This window comes from Ruegeria profundi, assembly GCF_020171505.1.
GTDB classification, from domain to species: Bacteria; Pseudomonadota; Alphaproteobacteria; order Rhodobacterales; family Rhodobacteraceae; genus Ruegeria; species Ruegeria profundi.
Genome location: NZ_JAIUZS010000011.1, coordinates 58385 through 78073, shown reverse-complemented (window position 1 = coordinate 78073; position 19689 = coordinate 58385). Strand labels below are relative to the sequence as shown.

Annotated in this window: 15 protein-coding genes and 1 pseudogene; 10 read left to right on the top strand and 6 right to left on the bottom strand. The window is 55.8% G+C overall.

Features of this window, described 5'->3' with window-relative positions:
• Positions 1-297: 297 nt before the first annotated feature.
• Positions 298-1260 carry an AraC family transcriptional regulator gene (locus tag LCM21_RS20025; protein WP_224892158.1) on the bottom strand — a complete coding sequence of 321 codons (963 nt, stop codon included), beginning with the start codon at positions 1258-1260 and terminating at the stop codon, positions 298-300.
• A gap of 162 nt (positions 1261-1422) precedes the next feature.
• On the opposite strand from LCM21_RS20025, the gene LCM21_RS20020 reads away from it, so the two are divergent.
• Positions 1423-2703 carry a metal-dependent hydrolase family protein gene (locus LCM21_RS20020; RefSeq protein ID WP_224892146.1) on the top strand — a complete coding sequence of 427 codons (1281 nt, stop codon included), beginning with the start codon at positions 1423-1425 and terminating at the stop codon, positions 2701-2703.
• Between the two features lie 400 nt (positions 2704-3103).
• On the opposite strand, the gene LCM21_RS20015 is transcribed toward LCM21_RS20020, so the two are convergent.
• Together LCM21_RS20015 and LCM21_RS20010 are read right to left on the bottom strand one after the other, a co-directional pair.
• Positions 3104-3418 (bottom strand): hypothetical protein, encoded by a 315-nt coding sequence (locus LCM21_RS20015; RefSeq protein ID WP_224892145.1) that lies wholly within the window; start codon positions 3416-3418, stop codon positions 3104-3106.
• A gap of 105 nt (positions 3419-3523) precedes the next feature.
• Positions 3524-4765 carry a class I SAM-dependent methyltransferase gene (locus LCM21_RS20010; protein WP_224892144.1) on the bottom strand — a complete coding sequence of 414 codons (1242 nt, stop codon included), beginning with the start codon at positions 4763-4765 and terminating at the stop codon, positions 3524-3526.
• 693 nt (positions 4766-5458) lie between these two features.
• Here LCM21_RS20010 and rfbF point away from each other — a divergent pair.
• The 5 genes from rfbF (at position 5459) to LCM21_RS19985 (ending at position 10843) form a co-directional block, all read left to right on the top strand.
• Positions 5459-6238 carry a glucose-1-phosphate cytidylyltransferase gene (gene rfbF / locus LCM21_RS20005; RefSeq protein ID WP_224892143.1) on the top strand — a complete coding sequence of 260 codons (780 nt, stop codon included), beginning with the start codon at positions 5459-5461 and terminating at the stop codon, positions 6236-6238.
• The gene (locus LCM21_RS20000; RefSeq protein ID WP_224892142.1) at positions 6235-7275 is read left to right on the top strand and encodes an NAD-dependent epimerase/dehydratase family protein; all 1041 of its coding nucleotides are present in this window, start codon (positions 6235-6237) and stop codon (positions 7273-7275) included. Before rfbF ends, LCM21_RS20000 begins: the two co-directional genes overlap by 4 nt.
• On the top strand, positions 7268-8482 hold the full coding sequence (locus LCM21_RS19995) for a class I SAM-dependent methyltransferase (RefSeq protein ID WP_224892141.1): 1215 nt from the start codon (positions 7268-7270) through the stop codon (positions 8480-8482). The genes LCM21_RS20000 and LCM21_RS19995 overlap by 8 nt, the downstream gene beginning before the upstream one ends.
• A complete protein-coding gene (locus tag LCM21_RS19990; protein WP_224892140.1) occupies positions 8479-9576 on the top strand; it encodes a glycosyltransferase in 1098 nt (365 codons plus the stop codon). Before LCM21_RS19995 ends, LCM21_RS19990 begins: the two co-directional genes overlap by 4 nt.
• 148 nt (positions 9577-9724) lie before the next feature.
• Entirely contained in the window at positions 9725-10843 is a 1119-nt protein-coding gene (locus LCM21_RS19985; RefSeq protein WP_224892139.1) for an AGE family epimerase/isomerase, read from the top strand.
• A 134-nt stretch (positions 10844-10977) separates the two neighbouring features.
• On the opposite strand, the pseudogene LCM21_RS19980 reads toward LCM21_RS19985, so the two are convergent.
• The 3 genes and pseudogenes from LCM21_RS19980 to LCM21_RS19970 form a co-directional block, all read right to left on the bottom strand.
• Positions 10978-11684 (bottom strand): annotated as a pseudogene (locus tag LCM21_RS19980) (IS6 family transposase).
• Between the two features lie 658 nt (positions 11685-12342).
• A complete protein-coding gene (locus tag LCM21_RS19975) occupies positions 12343-14784 on the bottom strand; it encodes a sensor histidine kinase (protein WP_224892138.1) in 2442 nt (813 codons plus the stop codon).
• A gap of 16 nt (positions 14785-14800) precedes the next feature.
• Positions 14801-15472, bottom strand: coding sequence for a response regulator transcription factor (locus tag LCM21_RS19970; protein ID WP_224892137.1), 672 nt, complete (start codon positions 15470-15472; stop codon positions 14801-14803).
• 132 nt (positions 15473-15604) lie between these two features.
• Between LCM21_RS19970 and LCM21_RS19965 the strand changes: the two genes are divergently transcribed.
• From LCM21_RS19965 to LCM21_RS19950, 4 genes are all read left to right on the top strand, one after another.
• Positions 15605-16576, top strand: coding sequence for a Bug family tripartite tricarboxylate transporter substrate binding protein (locus tag LCM21_RS19965; protein WP_224892136.1), 972 nt, complete (start codon positions 15605-15607; stop codon positions 16574-16576).
• Positions 16577-16650: 74 nt separating this feature from the next.
• Complete coding sequence (locus LCM21_RS19960) at positions 16651-17088, top strand: tripartite tricarboxylate transporter TctB family protein (RefSeq protein ID WP_224892135.1); 438 nt, start codon at positions 16651-16653, stop codon at positions 17086-17088.
• Between the two features lie 13 nt (positions 17089-17101).
• Complete coding sequence (locus LCM21_RS19955) at positions 17102-18631, top strand: tripartite tricarboxylate transporter permease (RefSeq protein ID WP_224892134.1); 1530 nt, start codon at positions 17102-17104, stop codon at positions 18629-18631.
• A complete protein-coding gene (locus LCM21_RS19950; protein WP_224892133.1) occupies positions 18628-19638 on the top strand; it encodes an AbrB family transcriptional regulator in 1011 nt (336 codons plus the stop codon). The genes LCM21_RS19955 and LCM21_RS19950 overlap by 4 nt, the downstream gene beginning before the upstream one ends.
• Positions 19639-19689 lie beyond the last annotated feature (51 nt).

Genomic DNA, 19689 nt, shown 5'->3' with positions numbered 1-19689 from the left:
CAGTGGCATGCAAACCTGTGGGCAAACTTCCAAGCTTTTCTTTTATGAAATCAATGTTAGAAACGCAGCGTTATGAGCGCACCTAGATCCGGTCTCGGAAATTGCAACGTCTTGTTACGAAGGTCCGCTTTTGACTGACAGCGGTCCTCTGGAGTAAAATGCAAATGACTGCAAAGTCCGCAGAGCAGTCATTCGTCGCAACTCTCTCTAATGTCTGTTGTGCGGACTTTGTAGACATTCACAGTATTGCTCCGAAGGACCGGAGTCATCTCAATCAGGACAAAGTTCATGGATAGACTAACGAGCATCAAAGTCGCGCCTTAACCGGTCAGGCGTTAACCCGAACCAACGGCGACACGTTCGTGTAAACGCACTTGGGTTTTTGTAGCCCAAGGCCTTTCCAATATCCGTAATGGAAAGGTGCCCCTCGGTCAGCCATCGCTCCGCTTGACGCATTTTTGCGCCATCTATGAGATCCGCCCCTGTGGTGCCTTGTCTTGCGAGTTCTCTTTGCAGTGTTTTGGGATGCAAACCGATGAATTGTGCAAATCCGTCTAAGCCCGGCCATTTCGAGTAGTCAATCACTGAGAACAAATTGGCCAAGTCGAGTAACTGATGAATGGGAACCGCCGCTTTCGTTGGCTCGGTTCGTTCAAACTTTGATTGCTGCATCAACCAAGACGCGGGAAACGACATGCTGAGGCCCCATGCGTCGCATTTTTGAATCTGACTGTGAGGTATTAGTGTGGGCGGGATCGCTTTTGAGTCGAAGACAAGCACTTCGACACGCGCGCTGTTCCACACGGGCCCCAATCGTGCATTAAACATTTCAGACCAGGCAACAATGTCCCATGCGTCCGCTTGGCCGGGAGGTTGAGAAGCTTGACGTATCCGGCGCCCCTTCAAAACAGCCCGTCTTCCCTCAATCGTCATTGTGTAGTTCATTGAAATCTGAACGGTTTCCGCAAAATGGAGCCACGCAACAAGTAGGTCGCCCAAGCTAGGCTTGTGACTCATGGTTTTAGGCGGGACGAAACCGTCGCTCCAATCATATTGACTAGCAATCTCTGCGCAAAGATACGGATTATTTGAAAGTCTGGCAGCACGGGTGGACGCGAGATATACAGATGCGCTTGGGATCGGTTGTGTCGGGCCAGATAAAACTTCTGACCTAAGCAAGCAGCCTTCCAAGACCTTTCCCCTGTCAGCGCCCAATTTGCAAGATCGATCTACCACTGCTGATAGAAATTCTGACTGCATGACCGGGATCACTACTCTAGAGGGCTGCGCGCGCATGTGTCATCCTATTTATCTTTACTAGACAGAGAAAAATCAGTTTGTCCTAAAATGACAAGAAGCAACTCTCAAAATCCCTGTTAGCATGATCGCCGACTTGAATATCATTCAGAGGGAGAACGGAAAATGAACTTTTCCTCAGAGCCGCGTTTTAAGAGGACACTGTCCAAAAGTGTGGTCTCAATTCTCTTTGTGGGAATATTGTCCAATTCGGCATTCGTACAAGAGGATAGATTTCCGATACTCATTACCAATGTCCACGTGTTTAACGGTGTTGATGAACAGCGAATTGAGAACGCAAACGTTCTGGTCGTGGACAACCTGATCGCAGACGTATCAGCGGAACCACTGGCCGTTGCCAATGCCCAGATCATTGACGGTGGTGGTCGCACTCTGATGCCGGGCCTGATCGACGCACATGTGCATATGACAGTCACTGAACCCGTGGCCGATCTGCGCGATAACTTCGACTGGATGTACTGGGGTGCAGTATCAACAATTGAAGCCGAGAAAATGCTTCTGCGAGGGTTCACAACAGTGCGGGACGCGGGCGGCCCGGCAATTGGTCTTCAAAAAGCGATTGATCGGGGTAAGGCCGTTGGCCCGCGTATCTACGCCTCTGGGCCTGTGATCTCGCAAACCTCGGGGCATGGAGAGCATCGCGTCTACACCGAGCCCCATCCCAATTTCATGGGGGCGCAACCATCCTTATTTAACCAGCACTTGGAGTTCCTAGCCGATGGCGTGCCGGAAACGCTGCGTGCGACCCGCGAAGCCCCGCGCCTTGGCGCTGTCCAGATCAAGGTGATGGCTGGCGGTGGGGTATCCTCTCAGGTTGATCCGTTACACACCGTTCAGGGTCTGCCGGAAGAGCTTGAGGCTTCTGTCCGGGCCGCCGCTGATTGGGGAACCTATGTAATGGTTCACGCCTTTACAGACGAATCCATCGTGCGCTCGATTGAGGCGGGCGTGATCAGTATCGAACACGGCCAACTGATGACCGAAGTCGGTGCTCAAGCGATCAAAGACGCGGATGCCTGGATTGTTCCGTTCTATTCTCTTCTGGGGATCGACGAGCAAACCATTGTTACTGCACTTGGGCCTTGGTCCGCCGAAAAGTTCCTCAGCGTGCAAGCGGGTGCGCGAAATCAGATGCAGTTGATCAAAGATTTCGGGATCGAGAACGTGGCTTTCTCCACGGACATTATCGGCGATCCCGTCGCGCTGACCAAGCAAAACGATGAGTTCAAATACCGGCTGGAGGCGTGGACTTCGCATGAAATCCTGCAACAGGCCACGTCTAAATCGGCAGCACTTCTGGCACTGTCAGGAAAACTCAACCCCTACACGGAAGGCCCGCTGGGCGTGATCGAACAAGGCGCAAACGTCCATCCGCCTTTCGTGTGACGGACACAACATCGATGTAGATCTCCGGTGCCACGGGGCGGTTCAGTTCAAGCTCCCGCTTGAGTAGCGCGTGGCGTTTTTCCTCGGTGCTGAGATCCATGTAGTCATACTGGACTGCGCGTTTCAGCTTCAGTGCCGTCTTTCCGCAAAGGAAAATGTAGGCGCCGTGCGTCTCGATGACCTGCACGTCCCCACGCTGACCAAAGGCGTCGGAAGAGGAAAGAAAGGTGACGGTCTGAGCCTGCACATCAGTCATGGGGATGACCCTTATCAGAGCATTACCTGAAGGCAATGATCGATATCAAACCTGCGCCCGGAGATCGCCGAATGACAGACTGTACCGCGTCGGCGATTTCACAAAACGGCGACTGTGTCGACCGGTTATGGGGCAGAGGGCCGCCTAGACCAGTTCGAGCACCATATGTGTCAATCTCAGAACGGTCCTCGGTTTGGCCGGTTTCTGGCTGAGCCGGCGTTTTGCGACCGCGAGTTTCAGACGCGAGGCTTTGAGCCGCTCAAGCGCCCTCTGACGCTGGTCGTGCAGCCTACGCACGGGTGAGCCCGGGTTGCCGACAAACGAAACGCGGGATCGGTTTGTGGCCGGATACCACAATCTGGCGTTCTCAAGCGCGGTTTCCCAACGCCGTTCCGCTTCGAGATAGGAGATATAGGCGCGCAGCAGGGCGCGGCGCCGTGTTGCGAGGTCAGTATGCATCAATCCTTCTCCTATGGTCTGACGCCCCACAATAGCAGATCAACGGGGTTCGCCCAACAGGGTCCGGCCAAGGGTGAGGTAGCGCCCGTTCAATGACCGTTGACGTTACTCTGTCACTGCTGATATCGGGACGATGAACCGCCCGCCTTTTTCCTCAAAGGCCTTGTGTTCCTGAATGATTTCGCCGGCGAAATTCCAGGCCAGGATCGCCACACAGTCAATGCCCTGCGCGTAGATCTCGGATGGCGGCAGGATCGGAAGACGGTTCACGGGCATCTCCAGACCATGTTTCCATTGGCTTTTGTCGGCCACGAATTCCAACTCGTCTTTGCCCAAACCGCAAACATGCAAGAGCGTCGTCGCCTTCGCCGCCGCACCATAGCCCGCCACCTTTTTCCCAGCTTTCTTACAGGCCTCTATTTCGTTCCGCAGGTTTTGACGTGTGGTCTCTATGAGTGTTTTGAAATCGTCAAAATACGCTGCGTGAGAGAGGCCCATGCTGGCCTCTTCTTTCAAAAGGTCTTTGAGGCGATCACTTTCACCGGGTTTGCGCTCCACGTAAATACGAAGAGATCCCCCGTGAATAGAGGTGCGCTCGGCATCTGTCAGATGCAGGCCATGGCTCTGGAAAAGCCGCTTGAGGGGCGACAGAGACAGGTAGAGCAGATGCTGATGATAGATCGTGTCAAACTCACCGTGCTCCACAAGATCCCTCAGATAGGGAAACTCGATCACCGCGACACCGTCCTCGCTTAGCAGCTCGGCGATACCGGCAATGAAATCATTCGTATCGGCGACATGGGCAAGGACGTTGTTGGCAAGAAAAACGTCCGCCAGCTTACCCTTTTTGCGCAAGTCGCTGGCAATGTGCTTTCCGAAGAAATCGTGTACTGTTTCAACCCCTTTCTTGCGGGCCTCCTGCACCGGTCCGTCGGCGGGGTCGATCCCCAGCACGCCGATCCCGTTCCTTAAAAAGATATCCAGCATGTATCCGTCATTGGAGGCGGCCTCGATTACGAGATGACCTGAGGTTAGCTTCCGCTTGCGGATAAGGTCCTCGGCGCTTTGGCGAAAATGCTTGAGCAATCCGGCCGAGACGGACGAGAAATAGGGATAGTCCGGGCCGAACAGCACGCGTGGCTCAACGGTTTCCAGGATCTGACACAAACCACAGGCCCGGCAAAGCGCGAGGGTTAGGGGGGCAATATATTCGGGCTCATCAAAGCGTGGCTTGACAAGCCGGTCGGCCAAGGGGGTTTCCCCGAAAGAGACAACAACTTCCAGATCGTTTGCACCACATCCCCGACATGACGAAACAACTTGATGCGGCGCTAATACAGTTCTCAAAACAACTCTCCCGAATTAATGGACGTTCGCGACACGACACCGCGGATTGAAATGGACCATTGACAAAGCCCTCAGAAATATCCCAAACGAATTTTCGCAATAAATGCCGATTCGCAACAACGTTAACTGGTCCCATACTCAGGGTCGTCAGTCATCCCGATGAGGCGGATTACCCTTCATGACCGCTTCGCCATGAGCGTCTTGAAGTATTATCAAGAGTAAAATCCAGCAAAAAAACACAGGTGAGTTTTTGATCAATCCAAGGTTGTGTCATTCTTGCTCTACACTCATTGGCCTAAATCCATGGTCCGACATGAAAAAACGGTAGCTTCTGCGGCGGGTATTGTTGCTGGTTGAGCTTGTCTTTTGCGGGAGCGCAAAAGGTTCTTTCTGGCGGAAATGACCCCGGGCAGCGTTTTCTCAGCGCGAGTCAGTTCTCTGTTCAGCTTGCTCTTCGGTAAGGCTGATGTGACTGCCGTTGCGCGTTGTTTTCTGAGGGTCACCCGAGCCTGGTGCAAACCGTTCCACAATGACCGGGATCAAGGTCAATTGTCGATGAAAATCGTATAATATGAAGTTATGGGAGTGCAAAAGTTCAAACCATGCAATCAAACTATTTGCAACCACGGAGCAATGAATGCACAGTACGACCCATCAGAAAATTCGATCTGATTTATTTTTACTGGGTTAATTATGAAAGTAGCAATTTTGGCGGGCGGCCTCGGCTCAAGGCTGTCTGAAGAGACCGATATCAAACCCAAGCCTATGGTCGAAATTGGTGGCAAGCCAATCCTTTGGCACATCATGATGCATTACTACAGATACGGTTTCGACGAGTTCGTCATTGCCCTGGGATACAAGGGCGATTCGATCAAGCGCTGGATGATCGATTTCTCGCAATGTGAAGGTGACCTGATCGTCTCAACAAGATCGGGCGTACGCCGCCGAACCGCCGAGAGCATTCCGGATTGGCATGTCGATCTGGTCGAAACCGGGCTTTATACCAATACCGGTGGCCGGATTAAGCGTTTGGCGGAGACGATTGGCGATAACCGCTTCATGCTGACTTGGGGCGATGGCGTTTCAGACATCAACCTTCACGATCTGTTACGGTTTCATGAAGCCCACGGCAAACTCGCTACGATGACCGCTGTGCGCCCACCGGCGCGGTTTGGGCATCTGCTGTTTGCCGGAGATCAGGTGACGGAGTTCAATGAGAAGCCGCAGACAGCGGAGGGCTGGATCAACGGCGCTTTTTTCGTGCTTGAGCCAAAGGTTTTTGACTACATCGACGGTGATACTACCCAGTTCGAGAAAGAGCCTCTCGAAAGACTGGCGGCTGACGGCGAATTGATGGCCTACCGTCACGATGGTTTCTGGCAATGCATGGACACTCTGCGCGACAAACGCAGGCTGCAGAAAACCTGGGAAAAAGGCCACGCGCCGTGGATGACATGGGAGGCGAGTGCATGAAGATTCTGTTGACCGGCCATCTAGGTTACCTTGGGGTGTGCATGTTTCCACGGCTAGCGGCGGCCGGGCATGACGTTATTGGGTTGGATTCAGACCTATACCGAGGCTGCAGCTATGGAGACCAAACCCTTCCAGACGCAGGCACAGTCAAGGATATACGTGACATCACGGCGCAGGATCTGAGCGGTATTGTTGCGGTTATCCATCTTGCCGGATTGTCGAACGATCCGTTGGGGGATCTCAACCCCGGTCTGACCTATGAACTGAATGCCGACGCGACCGTCCGCCTGGCCCGGCTGGCGAAAGACGCGGGCGTGAAACGGTTTGTCTTTGCGTCAACCTGTTCGGTCTATGGCGCCTCTGATGAGGGTTGGCTGACCGAAACCTCAGCCCTTAATCCCGTTACGCCCTATGCGGTGTCCAAGCTGCGTGCCGAGGAAGAGCTTGATGCGTTGGCCGATGCCGATTTCAGCCCGGTTTTCATGAGAAGCGCCACCGCCTATGGTCTTTCCAGCAAGATCCGGTTTGATCTTGTTGTGAACAACCTCTCGGCCTGGGGCGTGGCCACTGGAAATGTTTTCCTGAAGTCGGACGGAATGGCGTGGCGGCCCGTGGTGCACGTCGAGGATATCGTCCGGGCTTTCATGAAAGCCCTCGTTGCGGATCGTGATCTCGTGCATCGCGAGATTTTCAATGTTGGCCGGAACGAGGATAACCTCCTTGTCCGCGACATCGCCACGATTGTGCATGAGACGATCCCGGGCTCAGAAATTGCCTTCTCTGAAACCAAGTCGCGCGACACGCGCACCTATATGGTGGATTGCTCAAAAATCAGGTCCATTGGTTTTGAGCCGCAATGGACCGTGCATCGCGGCGTGAAACAGCTTGTCGGTGCGTTTCAGAAGTACGGGATTGCTACGTCGGATTTTGAAGGTCCGCGCTATCAGCGTGTGGCGCATCTGCAGGAAGCGATGGCCGACGGTCTGATCGACGCGTCGCTGCGCCGGCTGGAATATGCAGGAACACCAGATGTCTGACGAAGCGGTGATTTCCCAATGCCCTTGCTGTGCGGGCGCTCTGTCGGAGCCGTTCTACCGCGTTGGACCGGTTCCGGTGCATAGCTGCCTGATGCTGCCTACGGCGGCGGAGGCGAAAGCGTTTTCCATGGGCAAGGTGGCCTTGGCGATTTGCGCTGATTGCGGATTCGTTACCAATGTCTGTTTCGATCCCAAATGGTCCTCCTATTCGCCCGAATACGAAGACCAGCAGAGCTTTTCGCCCACGTTTAACGCATTCGCGTCAGACTTGGCGGACCGTCTTGTTAAAGACTACAATCTTGAAAAGAAGGCGGTCGTGGAGATCGGGTGTTCGAAAGGCGATTTTCTTGCCCTGATGTGCGAGACCGGCAATATGACCGGCATCGGTATCGACCCGAGCGCCGTTCCAGGCCGCGTTGCACCGCCCAGGCGCGGTTCAATGCGACTGATCTCTGAATATTATGGCCCGCAGCACCTGGTTTTTGAGGCGGACTTGCTGTGCAACCGCCACACTCTCGAGCATATCCAGCCGGTTTATGATTTTCTGAAAATGTCACGAGAGCATGCCGAACGGAATCTGGGCTGCGTTTTATGCATAGAAGTTCCCGATTACACCCGTGTCTGGCGCGATGCCGCGTTTGAGGATGTGTATTACGAGCACTGCACTTACTTCACCCCAGGGTCCCTTGCATCGGCCGTCAGACGGGCAGGGTTTTCGGTGATCAATGTAGAGCGGGACTATGGCGATCAGTATCTTGTTCTTGAGGCCAATCTGGACCCGGCGGCAGACCGCAGATTTGACATCGAAGAGTCCCCCAGCAGCGTGCACGAGGCCGTTGAAAGCTTTCAGCGCCGTGTTGACTTCCTCAAGCAGACTTGGCGGGACACGATCGCGGGCGTTAGGGCCTCGAATGGGAAGGTTGCAGTTTGGGGGTCGGGCTCAAAATGCGTGTCGTTTGTCAGAACCATCGGGTTGGACGATGCAATTGACGCGATTGTTGACATCAATCCGCACCGCCACGGGAAATTCGCGCCCGGATTGGACATTGCGATCTCCAGCCCAGACGATCTGGCGGAGTTGAAGCCGGACCTCTTGATCGTCATGAACCCGATTTATCTTGAAGAGATCACGGCGACGTGCCGCACCATGGGGCTGCGTGCCGAAATTGTCGCATTGGGTGATCCCGAATTGGGGCAGGCCGCATGACAAAAGTACTCCTGGTGTCGGGGCGCGGTATTCAGAGGACGGTCGCGGATTGCTGTGCTCAGGATTTCGAAGATTGCATCTTGGATGCAGCCCGGGCCACGCTTTTTCTCGCTGAAGAAGGCAAGCCGGCGCCGACTGGCGATTATGACCTTGTCATTGTTGTTGGTCTGAACTTCCGCAAAATGGCGACGACATATCGCCTCGCCGGCATGCCACAGGGGCGTCATACGGTTGCGTATGTGTTTGGCGGTTATGGCTCGCATACGACGCGATATCGCGATCCGGTCAAAAGGCTTCTCAATCCACGCTACCGGGCGATGACGAAGCTGGACAAAGTCTATGTTGGGATTCCGGATGCTGTGGAGAAGATCCAAAAGGATCTCGCCTTACCCGTGTCGTTCCTGCCCATGGCGGCGGATGTTCTTGGGGTTCAGGCCCAACCCTTTGAGACCCAGAAAGATCGCCCGGTCTCGGTTGCCGGGTTTGGGCGGTTGCATAGCGGCATCTCGGCCGCCATTTGCGATCGTCTGAACCGCCCCGGATCAGAGCACCTCTATCTCAACAACTCGGTGGGGGGGAACACGGAGCCCAGCGATAAACCGCGGTATCGCGCCACCTTCTGGCACACATTGCGCAAGACGCAGATCTCTCTCGCCTTCGACCACTTCTTTGCCAATGAAAAGAACACGGCTGAGCATTCCTATGTCGGCCCGCGATGGTTCGAAAGCCTTGCAGCGGGAACTGTGATTGCCGGTGTGGCGCCGGAGTATGAAAGCCGAAAATCCTTGCTCGATTGGGAGGATGCGACGATCGATCTGTCAGCTGATCCAGAAACCGCCGCGGATGAAATTGACGCGCTGCTGGCGGATCCGGAGCGGCTGCACCGGGCATCGAGGCTGAACCTGATCAATATGAACCGTCGCCATGACTGGCGGCACCGCCTGGCCGAGATTTATTCTGATCTCGGGCTTACCATGGATGCGCCATTTAAGGTGTCTCTCGATCTGCTTGCACGACGTGCAGATCAGATCGCTGCAGGGGCAGAGGCAGCCGAGCCAGCCAAAACCGAAGAGGAGGACAGTTTTATTTCCTGATTATCAGTTTGCAGGTTGAGCCGTGCGCGGCTCTTTCGTGCAATTTCTTCGATCCGACGATATGGGGGAGGCGGACAGAGAAATGCGAAAAAATGAATTATTTAAATGTGATCCTGAGGATAGTGGGGTCCGTTTGGATCCGGCTTTGGTGCAGAAAACAAAGCGGTGGGTGTTTTCCGAGACGTTGCCGCTCTGGGCCGAGCGCGGAATTGACAAGAAAAATGGCGGTTGTGTGGAGGCGTTGGACCATTGCGGTGCACCGCTTAGCGGACTACCGCGCCGGGTGAGGATTCATCCAAGGCAATGCTATGTTTTCGCGCGGGCGGGGAGGTACGATCCGGAGCGGTATCTGCCAGTCGCAAATGATCTGTTCCGCTTCACTATGGCCTGTTTTGACCCCCAAACCAAACGTCTGGCGTCGCTCACCTCTCCCGAGGGCGCCGTTCTGGGGGCCGGACATCAGCTTTACGATCTGTCCTTCGTATTGCTGGCTGCCTCGGCCATGGTTGCGGCCGGTTTTGGTATTGAAGCAGAGCTCGCGTTTCTGGAGCGCAGATTGGCGGAGCTGAAAGCTCCGAGAGGGTGGTTTGAGACCCCCTCACGCGCCTTTCCGAGATTACAGAATTCTCACATGCACCTGTTTGAAGCCTCAGTGGAGCTTTTTGCCGCGACAGGGGCACCTGTCTGGCAAGAGGCGGCAGATGAATGCTTGGAGCTTTTTCACGAGAAATTCGCGGCTTCTGATGGCACCGTTCGGGAGTTTTTCGACCAAGACTGGGTGCCAGTGAAGTCAATTCAGCGCAACGAACCGGGCCATGCTGCCGAATGGATTTCGCTGTTGCACCGGTATGAACAGGTTATGGGCGCAGCAAGTGGTGGCAATTTCAGACAAATCTATCAGTATTTGTTGCGCGCCAGCGGATCTGGCTCCCTCTTGCCGGATTGCACCGCGCCTGTCGAACAGAGCTCCAGGCTGTGGCCGCAGACGGAGTTTCTCAAAGCGCTGTTGAGCCTGCGGCATTATGGCATTGTCCATCAGACATGTTCCCCGGAGAAAGTGGTTAAAGTGATTTTTGACACGTATCTGGCCACGCCCGTTCCAGGGGGGTGGTATGACAAGCGCTCAGCGACTGGAGAGCTTTTGTCCGACAAGATGCCCTCATCCAGCCTGTACCACCTGTATTCTGGCTTTGTGACCTATCTCGAAGAACGCGGCGCCCTTCGACCGGATGATATGGTGCGATCCCGCGTGGGTGCAGAGACCTAGTTCACGCGCAAAGGGCCGATCAAGGACAACGCCGGATTTGGCAGCAGGGACCTCATCTCGGGTTTGCTATGTGCAAGTGGCGGTGCTGTCAGACGAATTCGAACTCGTCTCTGTTAGACCAGTGACGCTTTCCTTTATCCCGCGCCAAGCTCGCGCCACTCGGCAAGAGCGGCGGTGCGCGTCAGCTTGAAGGTGCCTCGGCTGGCGAGCGATCTTTCCTGGTTGAAATGGTTGTAGACTGAGGAATGGACGGAGGCGAATTTCTGTAAACTTCGCATGCGCCTGAAGCGTTGCATGGCGCGTTCGCGTCGTCGGAACGGCAGATGCGAATTCTCTTCGCGGTTGTTGAGCCACCTGCCCATCTGTTGTTTTTCGAGAGCACCCAAATCTCTGAGCGCCGCCTTGTACGAAGCGAAGCGATCTGTGACTACTTCTTCGGCGCGACCGTGCCGCTTCATCAATTTCTTCAGGAATTGCAGTGCTGCAGCTTTGTTTCGGCGTTTGGTGACAACCGCTTCCAGCACTTCACCTTCGTGATCAACCGCGCGCCACAGATAATGTCGCTTGCCATTCACCTTTACGAAGACCTCGCCATGTGCCACTTCCATTTCGAGAACGCGCGCAGCTGCTGCACACGCTTTCTTCGGATCTCCGCAGCAAACACCGGCCCGAACCGGTTCCACCAATATCGGACAGTTTCATGGCTGACATCGATCCCGCGCTCATGCAGCAGATCTTCGACATTCCGAAGCGAGAGTGGAAATCGGATGTACAGCATCACCGCAAGGCGGATGATCTCGGGACTGGATTTGAAGTATTTGAAGGAGGCAGGTTTGGTCATTCCTGAATGCTATGCAACCGCCCTGCCCCGCTCAAGCAAAGTTCTTCTGACAAGACCACTATCCCTTCAGCAAATCAAAATCAGAAGCGTTCGCAAGATAGACTGCGCGGCTTGTAGTCGAAACTCAGGCCTATATTTATTTCTAATGCTCCACCAGATGAGTCACGGCTTTTGGGCTCAACTGAGACATCGGACGCTTTCAGTCAGATGACAGCTAAGCTGCTTTCAGCGGTCGCTCAGGAACAGCGGATGCCGCGGCATCGTCCGCTTTGACGCCTCTATGACGGCTTACGGCAGAACCGGACCTTGGCTTCCAGGGCGTCTAAGTCTGAGTTTCGGACAATTCTGCCGATCAGATTGCGAAGACCAAGGTCTGCTCCATCGCGCTTTGCTGACTTTCATGGCAGATCGCACACAGAATGAACCTTTAATGCTCCTAGTACTCTGAATAAGTTCGCCAATCGGTCCGATTTTCCAAAATCGCAAGACTTACGCAAGAGACTTGGCCACCTTTCCAGGGGCTTCATTCTCCTGATCCCCATAGTCAATTCAGGCAGGGACGAATTCGACACAAGTAAAAGCAGACCGGTCGATATGGGATCCTGACCGTCGGCAAAACAAACTTCGCCTGCGGAACACAAGGGTCTCATCTTAGAGTTCATTGCCGAACTGCTGACGACCATGCCTCAAGAAAATTTGCGCGATTCAGCTCGTCCAAGAACGTTAGCAACCCAACAGACAGTCGGATTGGGTGTAACTGTGCGGAAGTGGTAGTTAGTGGGGAGTTGCCCCCCTTGCTGCTGCGTATCAGCAGCTCTTCAGCAATAGGCAGCAATCCTGATTGCTCGGCAATCGCGGACTGCCCTACATCGGAGAGCAGAAAGCGGACGAAGTGTTCTGCGTCTTGTGGATTTCTGGCGGCATAAGGAATAAACACGGTCCGAGTCATTACAGGATTGACGTCGTCGAAGAAGTGAACGCCCAAGGTTTCGACCTGCGAGGCAGCGGTGATCGCATATGAGCCCAAAACGTCGACACCGAGGAGAAGCTCACCATTCGCTACTCGGTCGATGATGGCACGACTGGAAGCGAGCAGAACCACATCCGCGCGTCCGAGTGTCTCGGCAAGGCGAAAGAAATCGGGGTACTGCAGTGTCTGTTGCGTGGCAAAGAGATATCCGACACCTGCAGCTTCGATGTCGTAGGTCGCGATACGACCGCGAAGCCGCTCCTCATTCTCTGCGATGTAGCTGGACAGAGCGAGGCGGTTCCTCGGCAAATTGTCTCCAGCAATTGACGGGCGGTGATAAATCACCGCCGCCGGTTCGAATGTAAAACCGAAGAGTTCCGACCTCCACTCGGCCCAAGCAGGAATGCTCAGGGGCGCAATCTCGACACGCCGGGCGTATCCGCGATTCACCAGATCGACCTGAAGATCCATGGCGGAACTGATGACAACATCGGGCATGTCCTGCGGTTCCGTAGACAGAAGCGCAGCGTGAAGCCTAACGGTTTCGAATTCGGCATAGCTGATTTGAATATCGGGATTTCGCCTTTCAAAGGCAGAGATCAAGGGAGCCATCGCCACTTGATCGGTCGCGCTCCAGATTTCGAGTTCGACCTGTGCAGTAGCGTCAGTACCAATGCCCATACCAAGAAATGAAATGACCAACACTTTCCCGGTCGGAAAGACGGCAAACGCTTCATTCTGCTTAGAGGGCCCGCCACGCTTAGCCGCTTTTCGCGCCGGGAAGCTGAGACGTACACAAAGCCCACCAAGTTTGCCGGAGAGAAGGTCGACGGTCGCATCATGGGCGTTGGCCACTTCGGTGACGATTGCGAGACCCAATCCTGATCCAGCGGTGTCTGCGTTCAACGACTGAAAGCGTTGCTGCGCGCGTTCAAGCTGGTCGCTAGGAATTCCGGGCCCCGAGTCTTCGACTTCCAGCGTTACTAACGCCTCGTTTACGTCGAGCCGAACAGTAATGCTCACGTCGGGCGGACCATGTCGCACGGCGTTTTCTAAGAGATTCTTGACCGCCTCGCGAATGGAAATTGGATCGCCCGCGATAATCGCTGGCACGGCGTCCGCCGGCTCGAACGAAAGGTCGATTGCACGATAGGAGGTCTCGCGCAGTAGCTCCGACAGCAGTTGCCTCAATAGCGGGTCGAGGTCGATATCCTGCGGCTCCCTAGAGCCTGCACGATGTATAACCATGGCATGGGCGAGCAGTTGATCGGTCAGGTGACTGGCTGCATTGGCAGTCCGCAAAGCACGCTCGAGGCGTCGGCGGATCTGTGCGGTGTCTTCGCTGTCGCTTGCGAGCGCCAGGTGACCCTGCAAAGCGGCGAGACTTGTACGGGTTTGATGTGCCACATCGGCAATGAAACGTTCATTCTGCGCCCGTGTTCGCTGCAATCGCTCCATGAAACCGTTCAACGCATTCACCAGCCCAAAAATCTCGGCCGGTGCAGCGGTGGTCTGAGCTGAAAGATCGTCAGCGGTGCGGCTTTTCAGATCTTCCGCAATCCGGTCGAGCGGGCGTAGGGCACTACGAGTCGCCAAGACAACGAAAGCGAAGCCGACGAGAGAAACCGACAGCAGCCCGGCCATGGCCACAATGAACAATTCGATAGCCGCGGAACTTCGCGCAATACTGGTCTGCCCGACCTGTACTGTCACCCATCTCGGGCCATCTGAAAGAACCACCCTTCTGCTTTGCTCCACGCCTCGGAATTCCGTGCCGTGCAACTCGAAATCGAAGTAACGAGGTTCAACCATAGGTTCTGATTTGGAGCGCTGAAACACATCCTCCCCAGTAAGGCTGCGCTCTCCCTGCGAGACGTGATAGATAACGCGGTCATCGGGGGCGAGGGCAAGGATATCGAACGTCGAATGTGGCACCACGACGCTGACGCCGTCCTGTGACGGGACAACGGAATCGAGGATAGAGAGTGACGCCCCCGCCAGCAAAAGATCGTAGGACTGATCAGCCGCGTTCCGGGCGTAGGCCCACAAGAGAGCCGAAATAAGCACCAGAAGGACTGCAAAACCCGCCGCCATCGATAGCACGATGCGCACCGCGAGCGACCCGCGCATGAACCTATTGGATATCCTATGCGTCATCGACATATACAAGGTAACCAAGGCCTCGCACGGTCTTGACCTGAACAAGGGTGCCTTCGAGCTTGCGTCGAAGTCGGGTCATGTGTTGTTCGACCGCGTTGAGGCTTGGCGCCTCTTCATAGCTGTAGAGGCGATCGGCAACGTCTTCCTTGCTCAATAGGGTGCCGATGTTGGAGAGAAGAATCTCAAGCAGCTGGACCTCTTTCGTCTTGAGGTCAATGTCGCGCCCGTCGACCAGAGCCCGTTTCGAGTTTCGGTCGAATACCAGATTGCCGTAGCTTACTTCATTCGTGGCAGAGCCCGCGAACCGCCGACCAAGCATGCGAACACGAGCTGTCAATTCCCGGAAATCGAATGGTTTGACCATGAAATCATCCGCACCTGCATCAAGGCCCAATACCCGATCCTCGATCTGACTTCGCGCCGTCAGAAGCAGCACAGGTGTCGATGTCTGACGCGCGCGCATCTCGCGCAGAATATCGAGCCCAGACCTACCCGGCAGATTCACATCGAGGATGACAAGGTCAAATTCGGCATGGGACAACAAGATAGAGGCGGCATCGCCGTCGACCTCGAGATCGGCCACGTGACCCTCCCCCTGAAGACGCTCGATCATAGTCTCCGCGAGGTCGCGGTTATCTTCGACAACAAGTATGCGCATTCCTTCATGTTAACAAGTGCGGAGCCGTCGCAAAGGTATATTGCACCGAGTCAGCGTCAAGTCAGCTACGCTACAGGGTGAAGTCAGCCACGCGACATATAAAGCGAAGGCCAACATCAAAGGGAGGACCCAATGACGAAGAAGACTTTCGCCGCGGCAATAACGCTCGCCGCAACCCTCTGTACCTCGGCTCTGGCAGAGGTCACCAGCCCAGAATGCGTCGCACCGGCGAACCCGGGAGGTGGATTCGATTTGACCTGCCGGATCGCTCAGACGGGGCTCGAGCCGCAATTCGGGCAACCGATGCAAGTGACGTTCATGCCTGGTGGCATCGGTGCCGTTGCTTTCAACCTCTTCAATACGACACGCACCGACGACCCAAATGCTATCGTCGCATTCTCCTCGGGCTCTCTTCTGAACATTGCGACAGGCAAGTATGGTGCGGACTTCAACGAAAACGACGTCAAGTTTGTTGCAACGGCTGGGGCGGATTTCGGTGCGGTCATCGTCCGCGCTGACAGTGATTACCAGACACTTGCCGACTTGATGGCAGATTTCCAGGACGCTCCGGGAGACGTAATCGTCGGTGCCGGTGGGTCCGTTGGTTCGCAGGACTGGATGAAGGGCGCGCTGCTTCTGCGTTCCGTTGGGTCCGATCCGCGCGACATGCGGTATGTTGCCTTCGACGGTGGCGGCGACGCGATTGCTGGCCTGCTGGGCGGCTCCATCGAAGTCTACATGGGGGATGTGGGCGAAATGGCGTCGCATCTCGAGGCCGGCACCATGCGCATCCTCGCGGTGATGTCCCCTGAGCGTCTCGATCCCCCGTTTGATCAATTCCCGACGGCGATCGAGGAAGGATACAACGCCCAGTGGACGATCATGCGCGGTTTCTACATGGGCGGCGACGTCTCCGACGAGGACTATCAGACCTGGGTCGACGCGTTCGATGCAGCCTACCAGAGCGAAGAGTTCCAGACGATTCGTGAAGAAAGGGGTCTCATGCCGTTGGAACTGTCGGGCGAAGAGATGAATTCTCAGGTCCGGGCTCTGATCGCGGAACTGCGCCAAATCGCTGAAGAAGCGGGCCTGATAACCCAGTAAGCCATGGCTTTTCGGCCCGCCGGCAACGATCGGCGGGCATCATTCTTTTTCATCATGCTTAAGGGAGGAGCGCGATGGTCGATCGTATATTTGCATTTGCATTACTTGCCGTGACACTTGGCTACGGGTTTATCGCTTTCACAGCGATCAGCGCACCATTTCAATACGATCCGCTTGGCCCCGAAAGCTGGCCGCGCATTCTGGCCAGTGTGATGGTGATCTGCTTGGCGGTCCTGATCTGGCGACCCGACATCGACGGCCTCGAAATCGCAAAACCGGCTTGGCTCCAGTTGGCAGGTGTTCTGGTTCTCCTTCTCGCATACGCCGAGCTTTATGAGCCGTTCGGATTTGTCATCGCCACCTTCGGATTCTGCGCAGTTTTCGCCCGCCTATTGGGCACCACCACGCTGCGTGCCGTCATCTTCGGCGCCGTGGCCGGTATTGGCGGCTACCTGCTCTGCGCGGGTCTTTTGGATTTGAACCTGCCCGCCGGGCCATTGCCGCGTATCTAAGGAGACCCGAGACATGCAAGAAGTCCTCACAGGCCTGGCAACAGGCTTCGGAGTGGCCTTGGCGCCCCTCAATATCATGCTCGTGCTACTCGGCTGTTTCGCCGGCACATTAATTGGAGCTCTGCCGGGCATAGGTCCGATCAACGGCGTTGCCATCCTCCTTCCCATTGCTTATAGCCTCGGCCTTCCGCCCGAAAGCGCCCTGATCCTACTCGCAGGTATCTATTACGGTGCGGAGTATGGCGGGCGTATCTCATCAATCCTTTTAAACGTTCCAGGCGACGCGAGCGCCGTGATGACCACGCTCGACGGCAATCCCATGGCGCGAAACGGACTTGCAGGTCGCGCATTGTCGCTATCGGCAGTGGCGTCATTTGTTGGCGGTACCTTTGCCGTTATTCTGTTGTCGATGTTCGGGCCGCTTCTGGCCGGGTTCGCCGTCACCTTTTCACCAGCCGATTACGTTGCCCTAATGGTCTTTGCCTTTGCGTCGCTTGCAGCCCTCGTTGGTTCGAACGCGGCGAAGACTATGGTGGCGGCCCTGATCGGCTTGATGCTTGCCACGATGGGGATCGACGCGAATACCGGCGTGATGCGCTATACCTTCGGCATTCCCGATCTGCTTGCCGGTATCGATTTTCTCGTCGTCGTCATCGGCCTCTTCGGTATGGCAGAGCTCTTCTACCTCGTCGAACAGCAGGTCACAGGCAAACTGAAGGCTCTGCCACTCGACAATTCCTTCGTCAGATGGGCCGATATCGCCAAAACCAAGTATACGATCCTGCGATCGTCTATCATCGGGTTCTTCGTCGGTATTCTGCCGGGGACAGGAGCCTCTGTTGCGTCTGCAGTCGCATATGGAACGGAAAAGCGGCTTGCAGGAGAAGACGCCGCAGAGTTCGGCAAGGGGCATGTCCGGGGCCTCGCCGCACCGGAATCTGCCAACAATGCCGCCGCCGGCGGGGCCATGGTCCCGATGCTGACGCTCGGGATTCCGGGTTCGGGAACGACCGCAATCCTGCTCGGCGCGCTGCTTCTGTTCAATGTGCAGCCGGGGCCCTTGATGTTCACGCAGCGCCCTGAAATCGCCTGGGGTCTGATTGCGTCGATGTACGTCGGCAACATCGCGCTGCTCGTCATCAACCTTCCGCTCGTCGGGCTTTTCGCAAGGATGCTGACGATTCCTCAGCACTTTCTGACGCCACTGATAGCGGTGCTCGCTTTCGTCGGTGTTTACTCGATTGTCGGCAATCCGTTCGATCTCTTCGCGATAATCCTGCTCGGCCTCTTCGGCTGGTTCTTGCGGAAGCTTGATTTCCCGCTCGCCCCCGTAATCCTGGGTTTCGTGCTTGGTGGGCTGTTCGAAGACAATCTGCGGCGTGCCTTGTCAATCTCCGCCGGAGACTGGGGCATCCTGATCGCAAGTTGGAAGAGCATATGCCTCTATGCCCTCGCGGCGGCGGTCGTCATTCTCCCGATCTGGAGCGCGCGCCGGGCCCGTCGCAAGTCGTCATTACCGCCCGCCGTAGCCGATGACGAATGATCTCTAAGGATCTACGCCTGACGACAAGGACACTTGCGATCGGTGCCGTCGGGGCGGCAGTTGCCGCCCTTGCCGGGCTTCCGGCGGCCCCTCTTCTGGGGGCCGCAATGGCAACGGCAACCACCGCGTGGAGTGGTGCCAGACTTGCTGTCGACACCAAGCTTAGAAATGCCGGCTTTCTGGTGATCGGGCTATCGCTCGGGTCCGGCATCGACAGCAGCGCTGTGACCCAATTAGAGAGCATTTCGATCAGCCTCAGCCTGCTTTGTGCCTCTGTGCTTGTAACTCTGTGGCTGAACCGCTGGATGCTCATGCGGCTGTTCACGATGCCTGCGGATACGGCGCTCCTGTCGAGCGCGCCTGGAACCATGTCCGTGGCGCTTTCAATCGCAGTGGACGGGAGGGGCGATCCGGCGACAGTTCTTGTCATGCAGTCCATGCGACTCTTGGGGCTGGCCTGTGTCTTGCCGCTCTTGTTCTACGTTTTCGGAACATCCTATACCGTCGCTTACCCTCAAGGAAACTTGGGTTTCGGAGCACTGGTGGGATTGGCATCTGTCGGCCTAGCAGTCTCCTTAGCCCTTGCTCGCTTGGGCATGCCGGCGGCATTCTTGGTCGGAGGGTTGGTGGTGAGCGCTGCGGCTCATCTCCTGTCATTCGTCGAAGGCTACCCGCCTGCAGCGCTCCTTACCGCGGGCCTTTGCGTCACCGGGGCCGCTATCGGAAGTCGGTTCTCTAACATGCCGCTTGCATCAATCCTTCAGCTTGGTTGGCCCACAACCGCGATCGTTACCGTTGCGGCCGGTGTATCAGCTGCGTTCGCAGGTGTCGTAGCCGTCTTGATAGACGTCCCGATGTCCCAGGCGTGGATTGCATTCGCTCCGGGCGGAGTCGAAGCCATGGCGGCGATCGGTTTCGCACTCGGATTCGATCCAACTTTCGTTGCGTTGCATCACTTCGCACGGATCGCTATTCTATCAGTACTGCTACCCCTCTATCTGAGATAGTCGCCAGCCGACCGAAAGATGCGCAAAAATTTCCATTCCATCCCTTTGTCA

Coding starts and splice junctions, on each gene's coding strand:
- LCM21_RS20025 (WP_224892158.1), bottom strand. CDS start 1,260: ATGCAGTCAGAATTTCTATCAGCAGTGGTAGATCGATCTTGCAAATTG.
- LCM21_RS20020 (WP_224892146.1), top strand. CDS start 1,423: ATGAACTTTTCCTCAGAGCCGCGTTTTAAGAGGACACTGTCCAAAAGT.
- LCM21_RS20015 (WP_224892145.1), bottom strand. CDS start 3,418: ATGCATACTGACCTCGCAACACGGCGCCGCGCCCTGCTGCGCGCCTAT.
- rfbF (WP_224892143.1), top strand. CDS start 5,459: ATGAAAGTAGCAATTTTGGCGGGCGGCCTCGGCTCAAGGCTGTCTGAA.
- LCM21_RS20000 (WP_224892142.1), top strand. CDS start 6,235: ATGAAGATTCTGTTGACCGGCCATCTAGGTTACCTTGGGGTGTGCATG.
- LCM21_RS19995 (WP_224892141.1), top strand. CDS start 7,268: ATGTCTGACGAAGCGGTGATTTCCCAATGCCCTTGCTGTGCGGGCGCT.
- LCM21_RS19990 (WP_224892140.1), top strand. CDS start 8,479: ATGACAAAAGTACTCCTGGTGTCGGGGCGCGGTATTCAGAGGACGGTC.
- LCM21_RS19975 (WP_224892138.1), bottom strand. CDS start 14,784: ATGCGCGGGTCGCTCGCGGTGCGCATCGTGCTATCGATGGCGGCGGGT.
- LCM21_RS19970 (WP_224892137.1), bottom strand. CDS start 15,472: ATGCGCATACTTGTTGTCGAAGATAACCGCGACCTCGCGGAGACTATG.
- LCM21_RS19965 (WP_224892136.1), top strand. CDS start 15,605: ATGACGAAGAAGACTTTCGCCGCGGCAATAACGCTCGCCGCAACCCTC.
- LCM21_RS19960 (WP_224892135.1), top strand. CDS start 16,651: ATGGTCGATCGTATATTTGCATTTGCATTACTTGCCGTGACACTTGGC.
- LCM21_RS19955 (WP_224892134.1), top strand. CDS start 17,102: ATGCAAGAAGTCCTCACAGGCCTGGCAACAGGCTTCGGAGTGGCCTTG.
- LCM21_RS19950 (WP_224892133.1), top strand. CDS start 18,628: ATGATCTCTAAGGATCTACGCCTGACGACAAGGACACTTGCGATCGGT.